A 23,519-nucleotide genomic window follows, 5' to 3' on the forward strand; every position below is an offset into this window, starting at 1 on the left:
AAACCGCAGTCCAACCGCTTCAACAAAGAGGAATATTTTGGAAGGATTCAGGAAGTTGTTTCCCAGGATATTGTTTTTATCTTCTGGAACAGCAGTGTTGCTTTTGGGTTTATTCCTGGTTTACTCCTTTGCCTTGATTTCACCTTCACCCCAGTTCTCCCTCCGTCTGTTTTTAACAGCACTGTTTACGCGGGGTTCCCTTGTGGTCGAGGGCAACAATGGTTGGCTGTTTTTCAGGCAAGGGTTTTCCTATGAAGTAATGCCGTGGCCGAAGGAAAATGGCGTAACGATTATTGATTTTAACCGGAAGCTGCAAATGAAGGGCATTCGGCTCTTCGTTGTTCCCGTGCCCGATAAGAGCGATGTTTATCCGGAGTTGCTGAACCTGGGTGACCCTGTGACGGTCAGCGTACAACGCGAAAGCCTGATCAGGAATCTGCGAGAATCTAATGTCAATGTCATTGACCTTCTCCCGGTCTTTCGGTCTTTGAAAGGCCGGGATACCTTGTACTTTAAGTATGATTCACACTGGAATCAAACAGGCATAATCATTGCGGCCAAAGTAATTTCTGGTGAAATAATGAAATTGGAGCCCGCGTTGTCAAAGCAACTGGACTTGCAATCAGTAGACACCGTTGGGGGGCGCTTCGAAGACCTCTACACCGCTCTGAATAAGGGCGCGCAACGTGGTAGGGAAACCCCTGCTGCTTGGAAGGCAGTAGTTTCAGGTGACGGGCAAATATTCAAAGGTGGCAAGGACGCTCCAATTATGATTTTTGGCGATAGTTTTACCGAGATCGGCCGAAGCTATGGCGCGCAATTGAGTTCACAGATAGCCCTGTTTTCAGGGATTCCTGCGCGGACCTTTTTTAGCTTGGGCGCCAACCTTGATGGGCCGCCCATACTCGCCTCGTTTTTAAAACAAGCGAAGACCAAACCTAAAATCGTAGTGTGGGTTTTTATTTCGCATGCTCTGCAAAAAAAATTAAATTCCTTTGAATCCCAAAGAAATCTTCAATGAAAGTGTTTTTTTAGCACCGCGGATGGAAGAGCGATATCGCGAGAAGTGAAACGGCGAAGCAACCGCTCCTAAATCCTGTCAAAAACACGAGCTGCTTCGCTCACAATGACAAACCGCGCCTTTGAATCCCATAGCGAGCGACTATAAGTATGTTTTCCCTCCATAGGAATGGAAAGCTTCCCCGCAGCTCGCTGCGAGGTTTTTCAATTTTTGGAGGTTCCCTCAAATAAATTCGGAGGATAATTGCTTGAGGATAAAATATATCCTTTTAGCGGCAAAGTAACGGCCTGGGTTCGTCATTCTGTTCATGATCCCCATTGCGCCGTTGCTTAATAAGTTGACACGTTCCCCACGTGCGCCGTATTTTATCATCCATGACAAATAACCAATCCATCCCTGCCGGCACACAGACCAACGTCCTGCGGAAATGGCATTCCCTTGCCGCTGCATTTAGAATCGCCCTTTATTCGACCGCCGTCCTTGTTGCGGCGGTTCTGTTCCTGTATTCGTCCGTCCGGGGCAGCGAGGAAATCATCGACATATCGGTCAAGGGCATCAGCGACAACCACAAGGACGGCGCGCAAAAGGACCGCATGGAGGCCATCCTCGACGCCAAGCGCCAGGCCTGCGAAAAAGCCGGCATCACCATTTCCGCGAAAACAACGGTCGAGAACTTCAAATTGGTCTATGACTACGTTGAATCGCAGGCAAAGGCGGTGCTGCTGCCCGGGTTCCAGGTGATCGACGTGGGATACATGGAAGACGGCACGTATGCGGTCGTGCTCATCGGGAAGATCAAAAAAAGCGACGCACCCACGGGCGACCGGGCGCAATTCACCTTTCTGATCTGGCTCACCGACAACGGGAAGGACTTCCCCGACAAAGCCGCGGCAGTTGACAAGCTGTACCAGTGGTTCACCTCCTTCAAATGCGAAAGCAAATTCGGCGAGGTTCCCCTTGATAAAATGGAAACGGAGCTCACCGCCGTCGCGCGGAACGACTCCCTGTATTACGGCGGCCGGCGCTTTTACGCGTTCACCTACACCTGCCCGCCCGCCGACTATGTTTATACCCAGCGCACGCCCATGACCAACGGCAAGACCGAAGTCGCCGATTTCAAGATACGCCTGCGTCCCGGCAAACGGTATATCATGGACATCGCGCACAGCAATGCGGTGTATTTCGACGAACCGCAGGCCTATGAGGGCACGTTCAAGCACCCGAGGGAAAAACTTGCCTTTCCCGACGATTTCAAGCCGCTGTTTACAACGGATAAAAAATGACCCGCCGCGTTCACGACGCGCCATGGCTCCAGGTGCGCGATACGGAAATCTTTTCTGACTTTTGCGCCAGAACGGGGATACGCCCCGGCCGGCAGCGCGACCTGCTCATACCGCAGGTCGCCGCCGCGTTTAAAAATCTGCCGTTCGAGAACCTGACGAAAATTCTCAAGGCCGACACGGTGATCAGCGCGTCCTCGGCCATGCGCTACCCGGACGAACTGCTCGGTGATTTTTTGAAATGGGGAACCGGCGGCACATGCTTTTCCCTCACCGCAAGCGTTGTTGCCATGTTCGATCGCCTCGGCATCGAAGCGTACCCGGTGCTGGCCGACCGGCATTACGGTCCCGACACCCATTGCGGACTCGTCATCGTGCAGCCGGGCGGCGTACTGCTGCTCGATCCGGGATACCTGCTGTTTGCACCGGTCAATGTGCCTGTTGAGAAGCCGGCGTTTATCGAAACAGGGTTCAACACCGTGGAACTGCGGCCGGCAAACGGCGGCCGGCTCGAGCTTTACACGAGCGTCAAGGGAAACCGCAAGCTGCGGCTTACGTTCAAACTGGGGCCGGTGAGCGACAGTGCATTCGGCAAGGCGTGGGAGCAGTCGTTTGCATTCGAGATGATGAGCTATCCGGTGCTGACGCGCACCGTGAACGGCCGCCACCGGTATCTGCAGGGCAATGTGCTCGCGGAGCGCGATTCCCAGGGAACCAAGCGCCTCATCCTCACGCAGGAAAAACAAATTGAATTTTTCTCCGCCATCGGCGGAATGGACAAAAACATCGTCACCCGCGCACTGGAGATCGTGAAGTATGGCCTCGACTCAAAAGCCGCCGTTCGTTAAATATTTCATTGCGGTGCTGTTGAAGGACCCTGCCGTCCTGGAAAAGGTGCGACCGCTGTTCGTTGAAGAATGGGGTGCGATTGATTTTGAAGGAGCCGATCATGCGTTTGATGTCACCGATTATTACGAGCCGGAAATGGGAGCGCCGCTGTACCGCCGGCTGCTCGCGTTTGAAAAACTGGCAGAGCCCGGTTTGCTGGCTGACATGAAACTCGAATGCAATAAAATTGAGAACCAACTGGCCGTTGGCGGCAAAAGAACGGTCAATTGCGACGCAGGGTACCTTGACCACAACAAAGTGGTGCTCGCATCCGCAAAGGAAGCCGGCCAGAAGATTTACCTCGATAAGGGAATTTACGCCGATCTTGCGGGAAGGTACAAGGCGGGGAAGTACCAGCCGTTTGAATGGTCGTTCCCGGATTTCAAGGATGGGAGGTATGACCGGGACCTTATTGAAATTCGAAATAAATATTTGGATCAAGTCAAGAAATGCAAGAAGGAAACAGCATGAAAGAGTGGCATGGTAAATAATCAGAACATTATAATCTGTCAACTAATCGATTTCGGGTCAGTTACCTACCAATTGTCATGATTCTCAAGCAATATTTCCTTTGAATCATCCAAATATTTTTTACTGTTCAGGCTCCGGCCCTTAAACAGCACCTCGCGGGCGATAATCCATATCTGGCCCAAAAGCAGCGATACTTCTTCCGTCAGCGGTAGGTTCGACAGCAGCGGGAAACCTGTACCCGATAGCTCGGCATCGAGAAAAAATGACGCCGGCTTCACGCTGATGCCGTTCGACGCCTGCCATTGGGAATCTGAAAGGTTGACATACAGCGTCGCGCCTTCGAATTTTTGACGGACAAGGTTCCTGCCGGTCAAAGCAAAACACCGCCGTCCACGGAGAGCGATTGCGCCGTCGGAAACGATCCTCACGATCGAGTTTGCCGGCAAATTGGCTATAGTTGCCGTGTCATGATAAGTCTCTATTGCGCAAAGGTCGGAAGTCAAATGCACCGGTCGGTCAAACACCACCTGTAGGGAATCAACCGGCGTAGTATTCGTGTTGACAATCCAAAAACGATTTCTCTCATGCAGAATAAAGACTCCTTGGATCAAACGAAGCCGTTTCATCGTGTTCGAAACGGTGTCTATGCGCAGGGCATTATTTGACAATAGCGACTCGACCGCGTCCGTGAAACTCCTTTTGAGGCTGCCTCCATTCGGGCCGGCATACCGGTGGAGGTACTGATACAGGACCGTGAGGCCGTTTTCCCTGATGAGCCGTTCCTGCTCTTCTTTTCCGGCGCAATCGGCAAGCGACCGTTTCGTGGCCGAAAACCATCCATTGACAAGCGGGCGTTGCCTGCAGTGGTACGGCATCGAGGGATTCTTTTTCAGCGTGTTTATCCGCCTTGTCCGGTACAGGCGGATCTGGTTTACGGCGATGCGGCACATATCGCCCCAGAAATACGGGCTTGTTCGGGTCTCGCCGCTGCATTCGAATCCCGAGAATGCCTTAAGAAGTTGATGAAACGGAAACAGGGAGGTTATTTTTTCATTCCAGTAAATGTTTTCGGCGTTCTTGGAATGGCAGATGAACGTGTCGGAAGGCCCTAATTCCCTTTGAAGAAACTCAAGGGCTTTTCTTGTGGATTCTCTAAGATTGTTTCCGGCCGACGCGCCGTGCAGGCACAGCTCGTAGCCCATGGCGCGCAGCTTCTTGCAGTAATCAAGATAGCGGGCATCCTGCAGGGTGACGCCCCGCAGCGTCGAAGCGGGAGCGGGAGGGATGCCGCAGTTGTCGGAGGGCTCAAACGGCCAGACCGTTTTTGTGGTCAGGAAATGCCGTGACGAGAGAAAGTCATACACCGCTGTTATCTGTTCGAAGGTGGCGGCATCGGTGTCATCGGTGACGCAGAACCCCGCCTTGTAGGGGTGGGGAGGCCAGATGACTTTCCCGTTTGTCATTTTTTGACGCCCTTGATCATGATGATCCCGGCAAAATCGGCGGCAAAGGGAACCTTCTCAAGGACGGTTTCCGCCGCTTTGAGGAGTGGCAGCAATGACGAGGGAAACCTTTTTGAAATGAACAGGAACTTCTTGATTCTCCTTACGCCGAATCCGGCATCCAGGAACAACCTTTGCGCTTCGACGGTGGAAAAAAGATGGTCGAAAATATGCCTGTTGATCCCCGCCGCCCGCTTGATAAAGATATGCCACGGTGAAAGCCTGTTGGGGAAATCGATGACGGCAATACCGCCGGGCTTCAGTTTTTTATGAATGGCTTTCAGCGCCTCGTGCGGGCGCGGACAAAACCGTATGGTGGAGAATGAGAATACGACATCGAACGCGTCGTCGGGAAGGCGGGACAGTGTTTCGGCATCATCGGCAATAAAAGTGACATTGGCGATGCCGTAATGCTTGAGCCGCTTTTCCGCGATTTTTATGCTTTCGGGGGAAATGTCCACCGCGGTCAGCGAATCGAATTTCTTCGAAAGCAGGGCGGTCATGTGGCCGAAGCTGCATCCGATTTCCAGGGCCCTTGACGCGCGGGAAACATCGGTGCCGCACAGCCTGAGCGCCTCCGCCACCTTGCGGTCTATGAAATAGTGCGCGGCGGGCGATTCCGGGACGCGTTCGGTGCCGCCCTGTTGCAGCCATTCCCGGGTGTCCTTGTTTATCGCCTCCCGGTCGTATTTTGCAATGATCTTCTGCTTGATGTTCTCTGCGGGCTCGTTCATCACGCGCTCCTTGTCAAAAGCAACAAGTCTACGGTTTCGCCTTGCCTTTTTCCTTCATCTCAATCACCAGGCCCTGCGCCACCGCAAACACCGCAATGCACCCCATGATGCCGAACAGCTTGAAGTTCACCCAGGTGTCGGTTGAAAAATTATAGGCCACGAACAGGTTGACGCATCCGATCAGGGCAAAAAAAACACCCCAACTCATATTCAACGCGGCCCAAGATTTGTCCGGCAGGCTCATCTGTTTTCCGAGAAGGCCTTTCATGGCGTTTTTCCGGAAAAACATCTGGCCGCCAAGAAGCACGGCGCCCATGAGCCAATACAGAATGGTGGGCTTCCATTTGATATACGTTTCGTTGTGCAGCAGAATGGTGGCGCCGCCGAACACCGCGATGATAGCAAGACTGGCCCACATCATGGGCTCGACTTTTTTTCGCCTGACAAGCATCCAGCCGATCTGGAGCGCGCTTGCCGCGATCGCCACACCCGTGGCGACGAAGATCCCCTTCAGTTTGAAGGCGGCAAAGAACAGGATGACGGGAAGGAGGTCGAAGAGAAGTTTCATAAAGAAAAAGGCTTTCTAATGAAAAAACTGTTCGGCAATCAATAGGGGAAAATAACTGTTCCGTAAAGTAACAGCGTAACAAAGAGACATGAAAACCAAGTTGTAATCAACCGGTCCATAGATGATCCTATTCAATTCAGAAGCGCAGAATTTCCTTGCATCCGGAGAAATTATCGGGTAAAATGTAGCAGAGAAAAGGATCGGAACCATCTTCCCGCAAAAGGCGCCATGTGAACCACAGGGAACGCCGCAAACACCCCCGGATCAAGAAACAGCTCCGCGTTGTTCTTTACAAGAAGAAGTTTCTATTCATCTGGGACGGCAGGCATGTCGCCGAGCTGGTTGACATCAGCCTGGGCGGCGCGCAGGTCAGCACGAAAAAGCCGCTTAAACTGGGCGACCGGGTCGTGATGTCCCTGCAGCCCAGGGCCTACAGCCCTGCGGTGCATTTCCACGGCAAGGTGGTGTGGGTGAAAACACAATACGCACAGGACCACCGATACATGCAGGCTGGCGTCGAGTTCACCACCGTGGGATCGGCGCATCGAAAAGTGTTGAAGCGTCTGTCAAGCGGGGCTGCTCCCGCGGAATAGCGCGTAATAAATCATCAATGAACTCCGGTGAGCCCTGCGCCGGCTTTTTATTTCTCCGCGACAAAGCAATGCCCGAGCATTTCCCTTCCGGCCCGTGTCTCGACCGCTGATTCGCACGTGACTGTTTTAAATCCGCCCCTTTGCATGACCGGAAGGAATTCTTCTGCGGTGTATTTGCGGAACACGCCCGTATTGGTGTAGGGGACCGTGTCCATGGCGAGCCGGTCGGAAAAATAAAGCACGGCCCTGCCGCCGGGTTTGAGCATCCGGAAAATTTCGCCGAGCTCGCGCTCGGGCAGCGGCCAGAAATAAACGACATTGACCGCGAATATCCTGTCGAAAAAGTTATCCGGAAACGGCGCGGGATCCATGTCCCCGAACATGAGCTCGGCCTTGCCCGACTTTATGAGCTGCCGGCTGCGCCGTGAAGCTTTTTTCACCATGGATCGCGAAAAATCCAGCCCGAATATTTTGCCGGACTTCAGCCGCTGCGCCGCAAGGGCGATGCCGATCCCCGGGCCGAACCCGATTTCAAGGACCGTGTCGGCCTCCCGTATTTCGCATTTGTCTATCGCCCGTTCTATCCTGGCACGGTTGTTCTTCTCCATGAACCGCACCGCGTACAGTGCAAGAAGGCCGGAAGGCCTGCGGAACTGGCGCGCGAGAATATGGGCGAAAAAATTCATACAGGGAGCCACGCTTATTTCTGATGAAGTTTTTTAAGCACCCAGGCGATGTTTTTCCCGAGCGTGTCCATGGTCGCAATCCCTTCCTGGTCTTTTTCAACCTCGCCCTTTTCGCGTCCCATGCCGATGTTCCAGTACGAGGAGCCGACGATGATCATCTGGGTGATGGTGAAGAAGTGGTTGATTGAATCGAACGCGTGGATCGCGCCCGCGCGGCGCACCGCGACCACGGCCGCGCCCACTTTGCGCTTGAACAGGTCGCCGCCGGCGCGTGCCACAAACCCGGCGCGTTCCATGAGCGCCTTGGTCGCGGCGGTGCAGTCCGCGAAATAGGTGGGTGAGCCGAGGATGATGGCGTCGGCGTCGCGCATTTTCCCGATGAGTTCATTTGCGCAATCGTCACCCTGCGCGCAACGGCCGTTTTTGGAGTCAAAGCATTTGTAGCAGGCAATGCATCCGCTGATTTTTTTGCCGCCGAGCTGGATCAGTTCCGTCTGGATTCCTTCTTTTTCCAGTTCAGCAAGCACGCGGTTTATCAGAATGGCGGTGTTGCCGTTGCTGCGGGGGCTGCCGTTGATGGCAAGGGCTTTCATGTGAACTCCTTTATTCAATGGAAATCACAATTTGATGATCATGAAAAATACTTTCGGATTTGAGATCAAAGTGAATGCGCGGAAAAAAATGAGGATGAATGGCGGATCAGCGCCTGCAAAAGGAAAAAACAAGGTCCTTGGTGGGCATGAACACCTTCTTAGAAAAGAAATACACCGTTGAATCTTTGCGCGTAAAAACCGAGTCGCTTTCGTAGGATAAGAAATTAAGGATGGCATGCGACGGAACGGTAATAAAATAATTGCTGTTGCCGAGCGGCTTCCGCCAGGTCTGGGTGGTGGTGAGGATGTAACGTCCCGAGTTCTTTTTGAGTTTCTGGCGATACACGACGGTGGTTTTGCCCGTGTCGTTTTTGGCGATTGAGACCGGGATGAGGATCATCGCCTGCCCGGGATTGGATTGAAAGGCGACCGGTCCGGCCTTGTCGCGCACGCGTATCAAGCAGGGAAAATTGATGGACGAATCAACAGGAAAGGGGTACATGACCGTCGTGTGGATGGCCGAACCGTCCGTGGAGGCAAAGAAATATTCGCCCTTGACGCACATGGTGTCGGGAAGGACGAGGGAGATGAAGATGTTTTCCTTGACAAAGTCGATGTTGCCGGCAAAATTGCGCGCGGGGGCAAGAAGTAAAAAGATTGCAATAACGGAAAGCGCGCGGATCATCTGATTGAAAAGCGTTTTTCAATCGAAGATGATGGGGATTGGATTCTGGCGACATAGGTCCCCGACGGCGGTGCATTGTACCAACTGACAGAATACGTGCCAGGGCCTGAGTTGAAAACTGTTGTGGAATGCATCCTTTTCCCGTTGAGGGAAAAAATATCAATGGTATAGTCGCCGGTTGCATCACCGCCATTAAAAACTATAAGTGCGCCAGCATTGGTTTTCGTGACGCCAACTATCTTTATCGAGGAGGGGGTTGAACGAAAAACCGGATTGTTCGATGCTGTTGCGATGTAATCATCAAACTTGCACACCACGCTGAGGGTGCATTCGGGAACCACGGAAAAGGGGCCGAAATTGCCGCCATACTTAGAAGAGAAAAATGAAAACTTGTATGACGAAACCAGATTTGGCCAAAAGAAACGCCCGTTGGTGTCTGTTTTAATAGACATCTGCATACCGTTAAGGAGTCCGGGAAACGGATTGTAATATGCAAGTTGAAAATTCGGAATTGGAATACTATCACCGTCGCAAACAAGACCTTTTAGACAACCGTAAATACCGGTTGAATCATTTGCATATCCTAACGTCGGAGTTGCATCCAAACACCAGAGAACGCTTGCGTACGTTCCGTAACCACCCTGGTAAAATCCCTGGTACGCTGCCATGGATTGCGTCGGCTGAAGCCTGCGGTCTATAATACATTCCCAGTTAAAGCTGCCAAAGTGATTCCATTGAAGCGTGACCGTGTCGCCCGGATGGAGCTGCAGCGTGGGATATTGTTGAGGAGTTATGAGGCCATAGCCGTTCTTTTTTATTGGGATTTTCGGGTGATAGCTTGTATCAATGCTCTTGTTTACAAGCGAAAAATCGTAGGTAAAGGTATCGGACAAAAGGGTGACGGCATTGAACTTGTTCGAATAAAGAAACTCCACCGTCCAGTGAGTGGGGTCAATAATCTGAACTTCCGACAGCACAACGTACTGAGTCGGAGAAATCGGGTTGGCAAACACGGCAGTAGCCCCAAAAACAGCAGCCGCCTGAATCACTGCGGAAATTATGCGTCTTTTTTGCATGGTACCCCCCTTTACTTTCAGCGCAGAAAAATTCCAGAAAATCGTCTTTCCTATTACTAAATATACCACTGGAACAAACGATATTCCCTAATTACGTTACGTTCCCGATAAAAAGTGTTTTCTGCTGGAAAACCCCTGTAGGAGGATGAAGAAAAGGCGGTACAGGGTATTAATGGCGTTCGATGCTCGCCTCGTCCATCAACCTGCACCCTTCCATGAGCAGCATGGTGGTGCTTGCGCGAAAACGGGGCTTTTCCCCGATGTCGGCGCGCGGCGCGAACGAAAAGGTTCCGCTCATGCACTTGAGCACCTCATAAACGGCGCTCTCGTCACGTGTCTTTCCGAACTGGGCCGAAATCACGTTTCCCTTGACAAAGTTGAACGTCCCGTTCCCGACGTCGGAGGTGAGCGTGAGGATGCCGGTTTTCCTGCCGTATTCCAGCATCTGGAACAGCTCCACGGCGCACAGGTGCTCGAGGTCTCCGAGGAACGCCGACTGGCTGATCGCGGACTTGATGTCGGCGACATTGATGACGTCGGTGGCCTGTAAATGGATTTGCGAACTGAGTTCCTTGAATTCACGGCTGATTTCGGCAGGATCGTTGACAAAACGCACGGAGAACACGCTCGAGGCGACGCGGATCTTGTCCCCGTCGGCAACGGGCGTCGGGGCAAGGGCATAGAGTTTCCGGCCGTTTAAATAGGTGCCGTTTGCGCTCCCGAGGTCGCTCACGGTAAATGCCTTCGACGAATATTGGTATTCGATCTGCGAATGGAAACGGCTGACGCGGGGTTCGATGAGGACGATGGTGTTCGTTTCGGCGCGGCCGATGGTCACTTTTCCCTTTTCAGGGACGGGCACGGGCGCCTCGGGATATCGTACCAGAAACAGGTTCGCCATAAAAAGAAAAATACGATATGGAGTTTATCGGACAAGGGAAATTAGTGGTCTGAAATGATTACTTTTTCAGGATCAGGCGATAAGTATTTTTTAAATTTGATAATTAAATAATATTGCGGATGGGGGAGGTATCCCCCTCGCTGCGGCCCGGTCGCGCTCCAGGTTGTTTTCTACAATTGCATCCTAGAACCAGCGCGGCCGGTGCCGCCTGCTGCAAGATATTTGCATCCGCTGGGCGCACCCGCGGAGAGCAGTTTCTTTGGGACGCGTCATTCATTATTTACAAATGGAAAAATAAATAATGTCCAACACATTCAATTGGGATGATGGGGTCCTGCATCAGGATAAGCCCTTTTTTAAAACCACGCCGCCGTATCAGCCGCTTATTGACAAAAGCGATTTTGACGGACTTGAGGCCGCGCTTCTTGAGCACTTGGACGCCTCGCCGCAGGACACCGACTATTATCTTCCGGCGTACCGGTTTTTCGTGAAAAGAAAGGAGGCCGACCGCGCATCGGCCCTCCTGCAGCTGCATATCGACGGCCTGCGGGAAAAAAGCGGGGACGCCGAAGTGGCGGCCCTGCTGCAGGCGGTATTGGGGATCTGGCCCGACTGCGTCATTGCCAGAAACGGCTTGCTCGCGTTTCTTAAGGCATTCTACGCGGCAAGCCCGCATTATGAAGCATTTGTCAAGCACATACATGCGCAGGAAAACCCCGGCACCGAGACCCTGCGCCTGCTCGAAGCATGGCTGCGCTACGACGAAGGCAGGCCGGTGTACATGCCGGGAAAAGGCGCGGGGCGCGTAAAGGAAGTCAATCTTTCCCTGGAAGTGCTTCGCATCCTGTTTGAAAACGGCGAGCAGGTTTCCTTCAAGATTGACGAAGCGGAACGGTTGTGCCGATCATTGCCGCAGGAGCATTTTTTGAGCAGGAAGCTCGATTCGGCCGCGGAGTTTTCGAAGATGGCGGAAGCGGATCCCGGCGCGCTGCTCGGCCTGCTTTTCTCCAGCGTCAAGAAAAATCTTTCCCTTGCCGAATTGCGCGAGATGCTCGGCGGCGTGGTACCGGACGAGAAATGGGCCGCCTGGTGGGCGCGCGCGCGCAAGGACAGGCGCCTCACCGTGGGCAGCGGAGCAAAACCGGCCGTCACCTGGAGCGATTCCAGCACCGACGCCGAAGCGGCGATCGCGAAACAGTTTGAAACGGCTTCACCCATGGAGAAACTTCACCTGATGCAGAAGCACGCGGGCCGCTCAAAGGAACTCGCGGCAACCATGCTTGCCGGTCTTGTAAAGGACGCGCAGGCGCTGAAAGATTCCAACCCGTCGCTGTGCCTTGAAATCGCGCTGTCGCTCGACAAGGGAGGGCAGTCCGCGCTTTCATTCTCACCCCAAGAGGTGCTTTTGCGCGGCAGCGCCGCAGACATCATTGCCGGAATCGCCGACCGCCTCACGCGCAAAAAGGCCATGGCGCTCACCGCCGAGGTGCGCGAAGACTGGCCGGACATTTTTGCCAGGCTCATGCAGAACGAGCAGGACGGCCAGGCGCTGGGGTTTCTCTATGATTCGTTGCGTCAAAAAGGAAACGCCGAAAAGTGCGACAAGGCGGTCTCGCAGGCGCTTTCTGATCCGTCAACCGCCCCGCGCTTCTATGCCTGGCTCTGCCGCGAAATTCCCTCGCGGCCGGAGCTGCTCGGCCGCGCCAACGTGGAATTCCTCCTGGGACTGCTGCGCGTCCTTGACAACAAGGCATTCAAGGGTCTTCACGCGTCGCTGCGCAGGCTCTTTGACCCGGGCGAGGCGGCCGACAAGGCCGCCTCGACGCTCGACGCTGCCGGCGCGACCCGCGTGCTCGACGCGCTCAACCGCGACTCCGGGCTCGAGGACTACCGCAAGGACCGCGTCCGCGAACATGTTTTCGCCATGCACCCGCACCTGCACGGCGAAAAGAAACAGTACCTGTATGTGACAAAGGAGAAACTCGAGGAAAAACGCGAGGAGCTTTCCCGGCTCATGACCGTGGACATCCCGCAGAACAGCAAGGAAATCCAGCGCACGCGCGAGTACGGCGATCTGCGGGAGAACTTCGAATACCACGCGGCGCGCCACCGCCAGGAAATGCTCTCGTCCCGCGCAAAGTCATTGCACGACGAGCTTGCCGTGACCCGCGACATAGACCCCAAGACCGTCGACGCTTCGAAAATATCGGTGGGCACGCGCGTGGCGCTCTCGGATACTGCCGGACAGAACGCCGGGATTACCCTTACTATTTTGGGGCCTTGGGATTCGGACCCTGCAAAAAATATCCTTTCCTATACTTCCGCGGCGGGAGCTGCACTGCTGGGCGGCAAAATTGGCGGGACAGTGAAGTTTAATGAAAAGGAATACAAAGTTGAAAAGATTGAGGTGTGGAAAAAATAATGTCTCAGGATTGATGCACCGAAGAGAAAATAGCTGGAAGTTGAAGGTTGAAAATTGAAAGTGAAGAATTGAACAAAACCCGTTTATCTTTCAACTTCCACTCATCCTCAACTATGGGATGATAGGTTATCACGTATCGCCTCCATCACCGCTTCAGTGTCCGCCAGATTATCAAACACCACATCAGCCCCAGCGGCCAGCAGATCTTGCTTTGTGGGATACCCGGTTGCCACTCCGACAGCGAGTGCGTCGATAGACCGCGCCGCTTCCATGTCGTAGGGCGTGTCGCCGAACAGAACGGCTCTATTGCTAACGGTCATATTGTAAAGGGCGCCGCAGCGCTTGAGTGCAAGCGCCGCCATTTCCCTGCGTTCGCCGCTGTCGGAACCGAACCCGCCAAAAGTGAAATAATGCCCGACACCGGCTTTCTTGAGTTTTGCCCGGGCGATTTCTTCGAGGTTGCCGGTGACAAGCCCGATATGCGCTCCTTGTTTCTTGAGCGCCTCGAGCAAATCGAAAACGCCGGGAAGAAGCTCAATGGTGTCTGCGGGATTCAATTCGTTGAACCGCTCGACCATCACCCGCATGCAGCGTTTGATCCCGTTATCAATTGTTTTTTCGTCAAGCCCCTTGACCCGCAGCACTTCCCGGATGATCTGCTGGTCGGTCATGCCGTAGTGCTTTATCACATTTGCCTCGGCCTCAACGCCGTATACGGCCTTGAGCGACATGAAAAACGCCCTGAGATGCGCGGACGAGCGGGCGATGAGGGTTTTGTCGATGTCGAAGAGGGCGATGAGCGGCATGAAAGACTTCTCGCAAAGCTTGCCCCCGCGAAAGCGGGGGGACGCAAAGAATTTTAATAATAAAATACAAAAGCCACACCGGTTTGGTGTGGCTTTTGTCAAATGACCATTCGCGATAAACGGCTAATACGTCAATCCGAAACCATACTGATACAGCGGGGCGGATACGTCGCTGCCGACCGCGTCTCCCATAGTGCCCTCATTGACGGGCTCCTGGTTGTTGTTCGCCGGCCAGGTATAGGGGAGTTTGCCGACAAAATTATAGTCGCCGAACAGAACGTCGGAAACGCCTTCGCCTTCAGTGCCAGGCAGCCACGCGGCGACAAGCGCGGTACTGTTGTCGGGAATGGTGCCCAGAACATTGGGTCTTCCGGTGAGCAGGATGGTGATCACCGGTTTCCCCACACTGGCACAGGTCTGCACAAGGGCCGCTTGGTCCACACCGTTTTGCGTACCGAGCGTTATATCCGCTCTGTAGCCTGCATCTTCGGCATAGGGCGTTTCGCCCACGACCACCACGATCTTGTCAACGGTATTGGGAATACCCGTTCCGTTGGCGTAATAGGTGATGCTGCCGCCGCCGGCCGTGTTGATTGCCGCCTGCATGCCCTGGAGAATGGTGGTTGCGCCGGCAATGCCGTGCGCCGTTGTCGATCCCTGCCATGCGTCGCCGCCCGTTTCCGACCAGCCGCCGCACTGCACGCCCATATTGTCGGCCCACGCGCCCACCACGGCGATCTTTGCCGTCTTGCTGAGCGGCAGAGCCGAATTGCTGTTTTTAAGCAGCACAATTGCCTTGCGCACGCAGGCGCGGGCGACGTTCCGGTAAATGGCGTCGGAAAAGAGGGTGCCTAGGGTCTGGTTCGGCATCTGGGTGGTAAAAAGTCCCATTTCCAATTTTACGCGGATGCACCTTTTCGCCGCGTCGTCGATCCTCGCCTGGGGGATCTGGCCGCCCGCCGCTCCCTTGAGCGCGTTGATATACGCGTCCGTATTGTCGGGCTGCATTGCCACGTCAAGACCTGCATTCAACGCATTGATCGGTCCCTGTGTGGTGCCGCCCACGCTTGCGTCGGTGCCCATGTCCCAGTCCGATATCACATACCCCGTGAATCCCCACCCGTTCTTGAGCGTGTCGGTGATCAGGGTCGTGTTGCAGGTCATGGCGAGCTGGGCGTTGTTTGTTGACGAAGTGGGAAAAGAGTTGTACGAGGTCATGACGGCGGCGGCGCCCGCGTCGACCGCTGCGTGGAACTGGGGCAGGTGGATCCTGCAGAGAACGTCCCACGTGCCGGTGGCGGTCTGTCCCCGCATGATGCCGTCCGTTGTTCCGCCCGCGCCCGCAAAATGTTTGCACGTCGCGATGATGGAGTAATCGGACGAAAGGTCGGAGCCCTGCAGACCGCGGACCGCGGCACGGGCGAAATGCTTCGTAACGTCCACGTTCTCGCCCCAACCTTCGTAAACGCGTCCGTTCTTGTCGTTGCGCGGCACGTCGATGCAGGGCGCGAAGTTTTCGTTGTTGCCCTGCCTGCAGCATATGCCGCAGATGCGGTAGGCAAGCTCGGTGAGGAGCGTGTCGCCGGTCGTGGACATGCCGACGTTATGCGGGAAATATACCATGGGGCCGCCGTGCACATAGTCGGTGCCAATGGTGACCGGGATCTTCATGCGCGTTGACATTGCGGCAGTCTGGTTCGACTGCTGCGCGGCCCAGGTGCTGCCTTTAAGGAACGAACCCGCAAAGGCCGAGGTTATATAAGCGGCATTCGACACCTGCACGCACTGGCCCACTTTTTCAGCCACCGTCATGAGCGCGAGGATCGAGTCCGTCTTGGCTTCGATATTGATGGACGTAATGGCGACATCGCCGACATTGTCGGAATAAGTCGTAAGGTTTACGATTTTCGGCGTGTACCCGGTTTTGCCCACTCGCAGCTGGTCGATGGCTGCTATTTTCTTGAGCGTCGGTGACGGCGTGGCCAGTGCTTCTGAAGCTGGTCCAAAGGCGTTCCGGCCCATATACGGCAGGCTCACCGAGGCCGTCTTCGCACCGTCGCTTATCCGTATGACGTAGGTCTGCTGTGTCACTTTCTCGAATTGTGCAAAAGGATTGAGGGAATAGCTGCCCTCGCCAAGCTGTTTGTCAAAGACGCGGGCCACGTGTTTCCCGGCAATGGTGAAAATATCCGCGGTTATTTTACTGCTTCCCTTGCCTACGGAAAAGAGTATTGCGGAACCGCGGAGCATAACGTTAAATGCCGGGACTGATGCGTTTGATGCAGGAAATTGATGGACCGCCGTGACACACGATTTATACATCGGCGGATCGGCAAGGTTCCATTCCGTGGGAGACGGCAGGCAGAAATCACCGTTTGGATTTGAGTAGACATAATCCAGCCGGTTCGCAATGCTGGTGTAATACACCATTGCGTCGGGAACCGGATTGCCGCTGCCGTCAACAGCGCGGCCGGTTACCATGGCGCCGGCAGGGACGCTCAGAAGGGCAACACAAAGTATTGCCTGGATCCATTGCTTCATTTAAAACCTCCCCCTTGAAAAATGAAAAAGTTGAAAAGATTTTGATTTTTGATTGAAAATATCAGTCGATGAAACCTCATGCACGCCAATGATATTTGGCCGTTCTGGTCCAACTAGAAATATAATACTAATTGGAAGATTTTTTAAGTTTTTTTATGACAAAAAGCCTCCTTTTGCGTTGCAAACACCATGAAAAACCCTTTTTATTTTCCCCAACCTTGTATTCCAAACCCATATTGATAAAGAGGATCACCGTATAAAGAATCGCCGGTACCGGTGTTGCACGGCCGGCCTGTGGCGATAAGCCCGCGAATTTTCTGTCGTTCTTGGCCCGTTGCGCCTATATCGTAGGGAAGGTCCCATTGTTCGATTGCGGATTTCGGGTCATTGAGCCCGATCTGGTCTATCGACCGGGGCAGTTGCCACGGCAACCTTCCTCCAGGCGTAAAGTCTCCAAATACGAGCCCCGCAACCGCAGAGCCGCCGCCGTCGCCCAGACGGTACGCCGCAACGAGCGCGTCGGCGCTGTCGCTCGGCCACCCAAGCGCATAGGGCCTCGGCATGATTATCACGACTATCACCGGAATACCTGCATGTTTATAGCTTGTGATGAGTTCGAGATCAGGGAGCGGGATGTCAACGGTGTTCGCGCCCCACGAAGGAATATTGGTATAGTTCTCCTCGCCGATCACGCATACCGCGGCCTTCGCGTTCGTGTGTACTGCCACCGCGGAATCGTACACCGCCCCGGCTTGCACGGCGGCGGCGCGTTTACTTAATGTCAACCAGATGGTGGTGTCATGAAACGAACTGCCCCAGCCGGTATAGCTATTGCCGTCGTTGGCGCGTTCGCCGGCCACGATAAGCGTGTCGCCTGCCGACAGGGTGAGTGGCAGAACGCCGTTGTTCTTGAGCAGGGTCAAGGATGCCTTTGCCGCGTCCCTGGCGAGCTGTGCATGGGCAGGGTCGGTTTGCACCGCGTTGTTCCAGTCGGCGTTGCCGTAGGGATTTTCAAACAGCCCCATTCTGAATTTCACGGACAGGACCCTCGCGCAGGCGGCGTCGATAACACTGTCGGGCACCTGCGACGCGAAGGTCGGGAGGTCAACGTCTCCGGGGCTCGCGCCGGTGAGCACGTCGGCGCCCGCGAGCAGGCAGTCGAGCCATAACGATTTGTCAAGCCATTCGGTGAAGATGGGGCCGTCAAACCGCAGCGAATCGCGCAGGAACCCGAGCATCTGGCGGTTGGTGCTGGCGCCGTTGGTGTTGGTGAAGTAGGCGCTGTTGGTGCCGAGCCCGGCCATGACCGCGGCCGCGCCCGCGGCGAGCGCGGCGCGCCACGGTTTGAGGTGATAGGCGATGGTGACGGTGTCGAACGGGATGTCATCCTGCCCCGCCAGCCAGTGGCCGGGTATGGCAAGGAGCGAGCGCGGGTTGAGCTCCGGGCCGTCGTGGCACGCGGCGACCATGGCCTTTATCATTGCGGCGCCGAAATCGGCGTTCTCGCCGCACCCGTCGCCGATGCGCGCGTACAGCACCTTGGTCCCCACCTCGGCGGTGGGGGAAAAGGTGCCCTTGTACGCCTGGATGAGCTGCTCGTCGCGCTGCATGGCGGCGCATTTGTAAATTATACCCAGGTCGCGCGTGGCCGCCAGCGCCGCCTGCGAGGGGAACGTGGTGGTGTACCCGCTGATGAAGTCGGACGCGGGGACCACCGGGATGCCCCATTTCGCCTGCGCGGCGCGGATCTGCACGGTGTGCAGGTCGCCGATACTGAGCGACGACGACCAGCCTGCGCCGGGATAGTTGAACGCGTTGAAAAACAGCTGCATGGCTTTTTCGGTCTTTGACATGCGCGACAGCAGGTCGCGCACGCGCACGGCCACGGGCAGCCGCCAGTTTTCATACGGCTCGATGGTGCCGTTTTTATTCAGGTCCCTGCACCCGTTGATGACGGCCACGCTGTCGTAGGCCGTGGCCGACGTGTCGATGGTGGGATTATACACGCTGAACGTGCGGAGGGCCGAGGCCTTCCGGTTTCCCGCCCCGTCAACCGACACCACGTACCACCGGTACGTCCACCGGTCGGGGAGCGCCGGCGCGATGATGCTGTCGTCGGGCGTGCCCGCGGCGATCTGTGTGTAATTGTCAAGCAGGCTCGCGCCGGTGTCCGCCCAGTTGTAATCGGTTCTCGAAAGATTGAGATACACATCGTAGCTCACCGCGTTGGTGTCTTTTCCCCACTTGAGCACGGGCTTGCGCGTCGCGGTCACCACGGCGCTGTCGGCGGGGGAGAGGAGGGCGAACACGGTCTTCTCCAAAGTAAAGTTATAGATTCCGGCATAGGAGGAAATCACCGAGCGCGCCCGTGCATATCCCTGCGCCCATACGAGAATGGTGTCCACGGCCGTGCTCCGCCGTGCAAGGTTGCTGGGGATTTTATCTTCATCTAAAAGCGCCAGGCGGCTTTGTCGCGGCGCCTGCCCAGGAAAAGGCGGCGCCTTGAGCACGGTTTTCTGCGATCCCGTCTTGACGCGCACGAAACATACCTGCGCGGTTCCGCGCGGCAGAAAAGCGGTAAGGGCGTAATTTCCCCGGAGAAGCGTCGCATTGACGGCCGCGCTTATCCGCCTGCCCGACAGGGTGAACGTTTCGATGCACACCTGCTCGGCCGCGCCGTAGACGCCGAAGTACAGCGTGTTGTTGACAAATGCCGGAGCCTCAAGCACGGCGTTTTGCGCGCTGCGGGGCAGAGCGGCGAGCTTCTGGATGATTGAATAGGCACCGTTTGCGTCGGTGTGCACCGTGGCCTTTGCGTTCGCAAGGCTGACGCTGGCGCCCGGGATTCCCGTGCCGTTTACGGTCTTTACGGTTCCGGTGAGGTGGATATCCTGGCCAAACGAGGCGAAGCTTGAGCATGAAAGGCAAGCAAAAGCGAGGGCTGCTCTGATCCGAAAGGTCATAATAGCCGCCGGGTTTATATGCGTTCACCACAACGGCGCGTCGGCCCGGCCGGATACTTTCCCGCGGTGGGTCCCCCCCAATGCTCACCGGTCAAGTGAGCAACCCGCTTAGTTGCGAAAGTATCCGGCGTAGCCGGTGCGCGGCCGCGGCAAAAAGCCGGCAGGGCCTTTTCCTGTTTGAAAAGACCCCGCCGTTCGTAAAAGAAAGGAGCCCCCCCTCTTTCTTTCACTTTGTTAAAGAGCGCCGCGCCCCCTGTCTCCCCCCAAAACCCTCAAGGAGACGCGGCGGAAATTTCAATAATCCCCACGCGCGCATTGAACGGAAAAGTTAGAATCCGTCATTTTTCAATCGTAATCCCAACCGTTTTCTGTCCCGGCTTCTGGTTTTCGTATGAAAACAGTATCCAGTCGCTTGACCGCGCCGTCTTTGAAATGTGCATCTCGTCAAGGAAGCCGTTCAGATACTGGATGCCGTTGTACCCGATACTCACCGCGTCGCCGGCATTGTCCCTGGCGGCAGCCGTGTAGGTGCTCGTGATGCCGGTCTCGCTGCTGTCAAGGAAGAACGCGGCCGTTCCCGATGTGCCCGACTCCCAGTTCCACCGGAATACGAGGTAATGCCAGCGGTTGTCGAGCGGCAGGTCCCGGTCCGCGAACGCGTAGCCGTTGCCCTTGCCCGAGAACGACGGCCGCAGTCCGCTCGCGCCGTTGGGCGTGCCGTCGCTGAAGTACAGCTGTTTTTCCCCGCCGTTCTGCACCATGTTCTCCTTGCCCTTGCCGCAGACCACGCCGCCCGCCGCGGCGAGGTTCACCCATGCCGCGATGGTCACGCTGCCGGCGGCCATCTCGGTGACGCCGCTGTTCGTGGAGATCTTGTCGCTGCCGGCAAATGAATGGCCGCAACCCACCACGCCGCTCTGGTCGGTCGAGGAAATCCAGTCGTCGCCGTCCGCGCCGGCGGGGGTTGCGTCTTTGTAAAGCCCGGGCGTGCCCACGCCGCTTTTTTCCTCCTCCAAGTGCCACACGGCGGCGAACCCGTATGCCGTGTCGAACACCGCGTTCGGGTTGGATGCGGACAACGCGGCGGTGTTGCCCCAGAACATTCGCACATATTGCGATGCGCTGTTGCCGTAAATCGTGTCAACGCTTACCCAGACAACGGCCTGCGAAAGCGAAGCGTCCCATCGGGCGGTCTCAAATGCGAGCGGCCTGCCGTTCGCCTTGGTGAAGCGGATGTCCGCGCCGCCCGGCAGGGTCTGACTGAAGTTGAAATTCGACGCGTCGAGCCGCACAAGGAGCGGAAAATGCCCGAGCGCGCCGGTGATGGCCGCTCCCGAAGCGGCGGAGGTGTTTATCGTGATTTTTGCCGAGTGCGGCCACGAATCATAGGGGCTGACGACCATTGTGCCCGGAGAATCGACACCAACATTCGCATAAAGCAAGGAAACGGAACCGGTGCTGTTTGTCATGAACTGCACGGAAGACAGCGTGCATTGCGGCACCGAATCGAACACCACAGCGTCGGTGCCTGCGTAAACCTGCCGGCAGATCGGCGTGCCCTGCACATAGGCGTATCCGGATAGCGCGATGATGCTGTCGGGAAGGGGCAGCACCACGGTCGCGGTTTTTCTGAGCGAGTCGGGCGGGACAACAACGGGCTCCGTTGCCACTTTAATGTTGGTGCGCAAAAGCCGTGCTCCCTGTGCATTATTCACCGCGAACAAATTGTATTCGCCGGCACTGATGTTTTCAAAACGGTAATTTCCGTTCGCGTCCGTGATATGGATAGCAAGGCCGCTGTCGAATGCCGGGTTGTATGTTTGCGGAATAAACGACACCTGCGTGCCGGGATTGCCCTTGCCGTCGGCGGTGACGATGCGGCCGCTCACCTCGGTGTCCGAGCCGCCGCCCGCGAGCATGGGCGTGCAGGCGCACAGCGCGGCGAGGACGAGACCGGCCGCGCCAAAAAGCAGATGAAATACTTTTTTACTTTTTCTTTCCATCAGTGCTTTTACTCACCGGGAACAGGTTAAACGTGAATTGAAACACGCGGTTCTGCTCGTTGTCGAGCCGCGCGATTTCAAGAAGCTCCTTACGGAACTCGCGCGTCTTCATTTTGAACAGCTCGAAGGTCGCCTTGGATATGCTGAACGTGGTAGAGGCGCTCATGCGGTCGCTTCGCGGCACGTTATCGTACGCCTTGAGCGCCATATCGAGCATTTCAGCCTGGAATTTCTCTATGATGAACGCGTCGGGCGCGTCGGGTTTCACTGCAATCACGTTGTCGGTCTGGTGATACAGGCCCTTTTCATCGCGCTCGAGGAACCCGAGACGCTCGAGCAACTCCACGGATTCCTGCGCTTCCTTTGCCGAGATTGGCGGAGTAAGATGCGAGGCGAGAAGACCGTAGTCGTCCTTGAAATCGACCATGGTGACGAGCTCGCGTATGATGCTGTGGTACCATTTACTGTAGAATTCATACCTGTCTTTAGCGACCGTCGTGATGTCGATGGGCCTTCGGCATTCCACGATGCGGCCGTAATACATGGTCTTTTCCGCGATTGTCTTTGCCTGGTTGAAAAACACCAGGTTCTCGAAATAATCGTTTTCCTCTTTGGTGTGGCCGATGGCGCCTGAGATTTTGTCGATGCTTTTTTTGGTGAGGTTTCTTTTGCCTTCAATCACATAATAAAGGAAAGCGGAGGCGTTGATGCCCGCCTTCTTTGAGAAGTAACGGTAGGAGAAATAGCGTTTTGTTGCCTTCTGATCGTTGTAATAATCGCGAAGATAGAGCCGGTAATTTTGATATTCAAAAATATTGACCATGAATACCGGAAAATGAGGTTGTAATTGTTGATTGAAGGGAGTTCTGTGAACAGAATATACGCAATTTATGGTTATTTTACCAGATTTTTATTCAAATTCGGTGAGGTCCGGTGAACGACGGGTATAATTCTTTGCTCATTAATGAGTTAGGCTTTAAAATCATTAGGATTCTCTACATTAATATTAACGGATTATTATAGGGGCCGCTTAAATCAGCGAGCATTCTTGAGCCGGGATGCTACTCCCCGTACAGAACCTCGAGTTGGCCAACGGTAGGATAGCCGCTATATAATTCTCCCTGCGGCCCAAGATACCCTTCCTTGCATCGTACCAGTTTCACCCGCGAGAATTGGCCCTTTGCGTTCGGGATGTTTATCATGAGCGTATCGTGGAGCGCGGGCCTTGGCTGCAGCGAGATCCCGTACGCGGCGTTCTGGTCTTCGCCGGCGTGGTTCGACTCTGCCGGTCGGCGATAGACATCGGAAACGGGGACATCGCAGATTTTCTGCGAGGTGTGCGTCATCTGGGTCTTCCACCTGTTTTTTTCCTTCTTGTAAATTTCGGTTATGATCAGGTCGTTCTTGACGATGTCCTGCCGGTCCCTCACGATTTCCTCATCCATTTCGTATGTGGCGAACGCCATGGTCTCGTCCTCGGCAATAAAGGGCTGAAAGCTGAGGATCGTGCTCTGTTTGACCGGCGTTTCGGAATGAAGGGCGGCTTTTTTCAGTTCAGGCAGGGTCATCTGCACGCCCGCCGACGTGATGCTCAGGTAATTTTTCGTGCATACCCGGGAAAGCGTGCTGGTATCCTTGTTGGACATCGCGTCGATCCGATCCTTGAGCAGCAGCTTGAGGGCGGCCGGGATGTCCTGCTGGCAGAACGCCGGGGGGAAGCAAAAGAATATGCTAAAAGTGATGAGAATGTTAAAGGGATGACGCATGATAGACGTCCTCCTATTCA

At 55.2% G+C, this 23,519-nt stretch carries 20 protein-coding genes; 6 read left to right on the forward strand and 14 right to left on the reverse strand.

Going from position 1 to position 23,519, the window contains the following annotated elements; all coding sequences use genetic code 11:
* The first annotated feature begins 37 nt into the window (after positions 1-37).
* The 4 genes from VLX68_15505 to VLX68_15520 all read left to right on the forward strand — a co-directional run bounded on the left by VLX68_15505 (position 38) and on the right by VLX68_15520 (position 3,660).
* Positions 38-1,021 (forward strand): hypothetical protein, encoded by a 984-nt coding sequence (locus VLX68_15505; GenBank protein ID HUI93653.1) that lies wholly within the window; start codon positions 38-40, stop codon positions 1,019-1,021.
* 374 nt (positions 1,022-1,395) lie between these two features.
* Complete coding sequence (locus VLX68_15510; protein HUI93654.1) at positions 1,396-2,304, forward strand: hypothetical protein; 909 nt, start codon at positions 1,396-1,398, stop codon at positions 2,302-2,304.
* Entirely contained in the window at positions 2,301-3,149 is an 849-nt protein-coding gene (locus VLX68_15515; GenBank protein HUI93655.1) for a hypothetical protein, read from the forward strand. Before VLX68_15510 ends, VLX68_15515 begins: the two co-directional genes overlap by 4 nt.
* On the forward strand, positions 3,118-3,660 hold the full coding sequence (locus tag VLX68_15520) for a DUF4416 family protein (protein HUI93656.1): 543 nt from the start codon (positions 3,118-3,120) through the stop codon (positions 3,658-3,660). Before VLX68_15515 ends, VLX68_15520 begins: the two co-directional genes overlap by 32 nt.
* 65 nt (positions 3,661-3,725) lie before the next feature.
* Here VLX68_15520 and VLX68_15525 read toward each other — a convergent pair whose 3' ends face one another.
* The 3 genes from VLX68_15525 to VLX68_15535 are packed head-to-tail and all read right to left on the reverse strand — an operon-like array spanning position 3,726 to position 6,464.
* Complete coding sequence (locus VLX68_15525; protein ID HUI93657.1) at positions 3,726-5,123, reverse strand: hypothetical protein; 1,398 nt, start codon at positions 5,121-5,123, stop codon at positions 3,726-3,728.
* Positions 5,120-5,896 carry a methyltransferase domain-containing protein gene (locus VLX68_15530; GenBank protein ID HUI93658.1) on the reverse strand — a complete coding sequence of 259 codons (777 nt, stop codon included), beginning with the start codon at positions 5,894-5,896 and terminating at the stop codon, positions 5,120-5,122. The genes VLX68_15525 and VLX68_15530 overlap by 4 nt, the downstream gene beginning before the upstream one ends.
* A gap of 28 nt (positions 5,897-5,924) precedes the next feature.
* Positions 5,925-6,464 carry a septation protein A gene (locus VLX68_15535; protein ID HUI93659.1) on the reverse strand — a complete coding sequence of 180 codons (540 nt, stop codon included), beginning with the start codon at positions 6,462-6,464 and terminating at the stop codon, positions 5,925-5,927.
* Positions 6,465-6,694: 230 nt separating this feature from the next.
* On the opposite strand from VLX68_15535, the gene VLX68_15540 reads away from it, so the two are divergent.
* A complete protein-coding gene (locus VLX68_15540) occupies positions 6,695-7,057 on the forward strand; it encodes a PilZ domain-containing protein (GenBank protein HUI93660.1) in 363 nt (120 codons plus the stop codon).
* Positions 7,058-7,104: 47 nt separating this feature from the next.
* On the opposite strand, the gene VLX68_15545 is transcribed toward VLX68_15540, so the two are convergent.
* From VLX68_15545 to VLX68_15565, 5 genes are all read right to left on the reverse strand, one after another.
* Positions 7,105-7,743: a class I SAM-dependent methyltransferase gene (locus tag VLX68_15545; protein ID HUI93661.1), complete on the reverse strand. Its 639-nt coding sequence runs from the start codon at positions 7,741-7,743 to the stop codon at positions 7,105-7,107.
* A gap of 14 nt (positions 7,744-7,757) precedes the next feature.
* Entirely contained in the window at positions 7,758-8,336 is a 579-nt protein-coding gene (locus VLX68_15550) for a flavodoxin family protein (GenBank protein ID HUI93662.1), read from the reverse strand.
* 106 nt (positions 8,337-8,442) lie between these two features.
* Positions 8,443-9,021 (reverse strand): DUF4424 family protein, encoded by a 579-nt coding sequence (locus tag VLX68_15555; protein ID HUI93663.1) that lies wholly within the window; start codon positions 9,019-9,021, stop codon positions 8,443-8,445.
* On the reverse strand, positions 9,018-10,097 hold the full coding sequence (locus tag VLX68_15560) for a T9SS type A sorting domain-containing protein (protein ID HUI93664.1): 1,080 nt from the start codon (positions 10,095-10,097) through the stop codon (positions 9,018-9,020). Before VLX68_15560 ends, VLX68_15555 begins: the two co-directional genes overlap by 4 nt.
* 169 nt (positions 10,098-10,266) lie before the next feature.
* Positions 10,267-10,998 carry a DUF4388 domain-containing protein gene (locus tag VLX68_15565; protein HUI93665.1) on the reverse strand — a complete coding sequence of 244 codons (732 nt, stop codon included), beginning with the start codon at positions 10,996-10,998 and terminating at the stop codon, positions 10,267-10,269.
* A 301-nt stretch (positions 10,999-11,299) separates the two neighbouring features.
* Here VLX68_15565 and VLX68_15570 point away from each other — a divergent pair, with 301 nt between their 5' ends.
* Positions 11,300-13,420, forward strand: coding sequence for a GreA/GreB family elongation factor (locus VLX68_15570; protein HUI93666.1), 2,121 nt, complete (start codon positions 11,300-11,302; stop codon positions 13,418-13,420).
* A gap of 107 nt (positions 13,421-13,527) precedes the next feature.
* Here VLX68_15570 and VLX68_15575 read toward each other — a convergent pair whose 3' ends face one another.
* The 6 genes from VLX68_15575 to VLX68_15600 all read right to left on the reverse strand — a co-directional run bounded on the left by VLX68_15575 (position 13,528) and on the right by VLX68_15600 (position 23,499).
* Complete coding sequence (locus VLX68_15575) at positions 13,528-14,226, reverse strand: HAD family hydrolase (GenBank protein ID HUI93667.1); 699 nt, start codon at positions 14,224-14,226, stop codon at positions 13,528-13,530.
* Between the two features lie 123 nt (positions 14,227-14,349).
* Positions 14,350-16,767, reverse strand: a complete 2,418-nt coding sequence (locus VLX68_15580; protein HUI93668.1) for a glycoside hydrolase family 3 N-terminal domain-containing protein — start codon at positions 16,765-16,767, stop codon at positions 14,350-14,352.
* Between the two features lie 203 nt (positions 16,768-16,970).
* Positions 16,971-19,730, reverse strand: a complete 2,760-nt coding sequence (locus VLX68_15585) for a glycoside hydrolase family 3 C-terminal domain-containing protein (GenBank protein ID HUI93669.1) — start codon at positions 19,728-19,730, stop codon at positions 16,971-16,973.
* Between the two features lie 338 nt (positions 19,731-20,068).
* The gene (locus VLX68_15590; protein HUI93670.1) at positions 20,069-21,733 is read right to left on the reverse strand and encodes a DUF2341 domain-containing protein; all 1,665 of its coding nucleotides are present in this window, start codon (positions 21,731-21,733) and stop codon (positions 20,069-20,071) included.
* Positions 21,717-22,556, reverse strand: coding sequence for a TIGR02147 family protein (locus tag VLX68_15595; GenBank protein ID HUI93671.1), 840 nt, complete (start codon positions 22,554-22,556; stop codon positions 21,717-21,719). Before VLX68_15595 ends, VLX68_15590 begins: the two co-directional genes overlap by 17 nt.
* 238 nt (positions 22,557-22,794) lie before the next feature.
* The gene (locus tag VLX68_15600) at positions 22,795-23,499 is read right to left on the reverse strand and encodes a nuclear transport factor 2 family protein (GenBank protein HUI93672.1); all 705 of its coding nucleotides are present in this window, start codon (positions 23,497-23,499) and stop codon (positions 22,795-22,797) included.
* Positions 23,500-23,519 lie beyond the last annotated feature (20 nt).

The sequence above is a fragment of the Chitinivibrionales bacterium genome (assembly GCA_035516255.1).
GTDB lineage: Bacteria > Fibrobacterota > Chitinivibrionia > Chitinivibrionales > FEN-1185 > FEN-1185.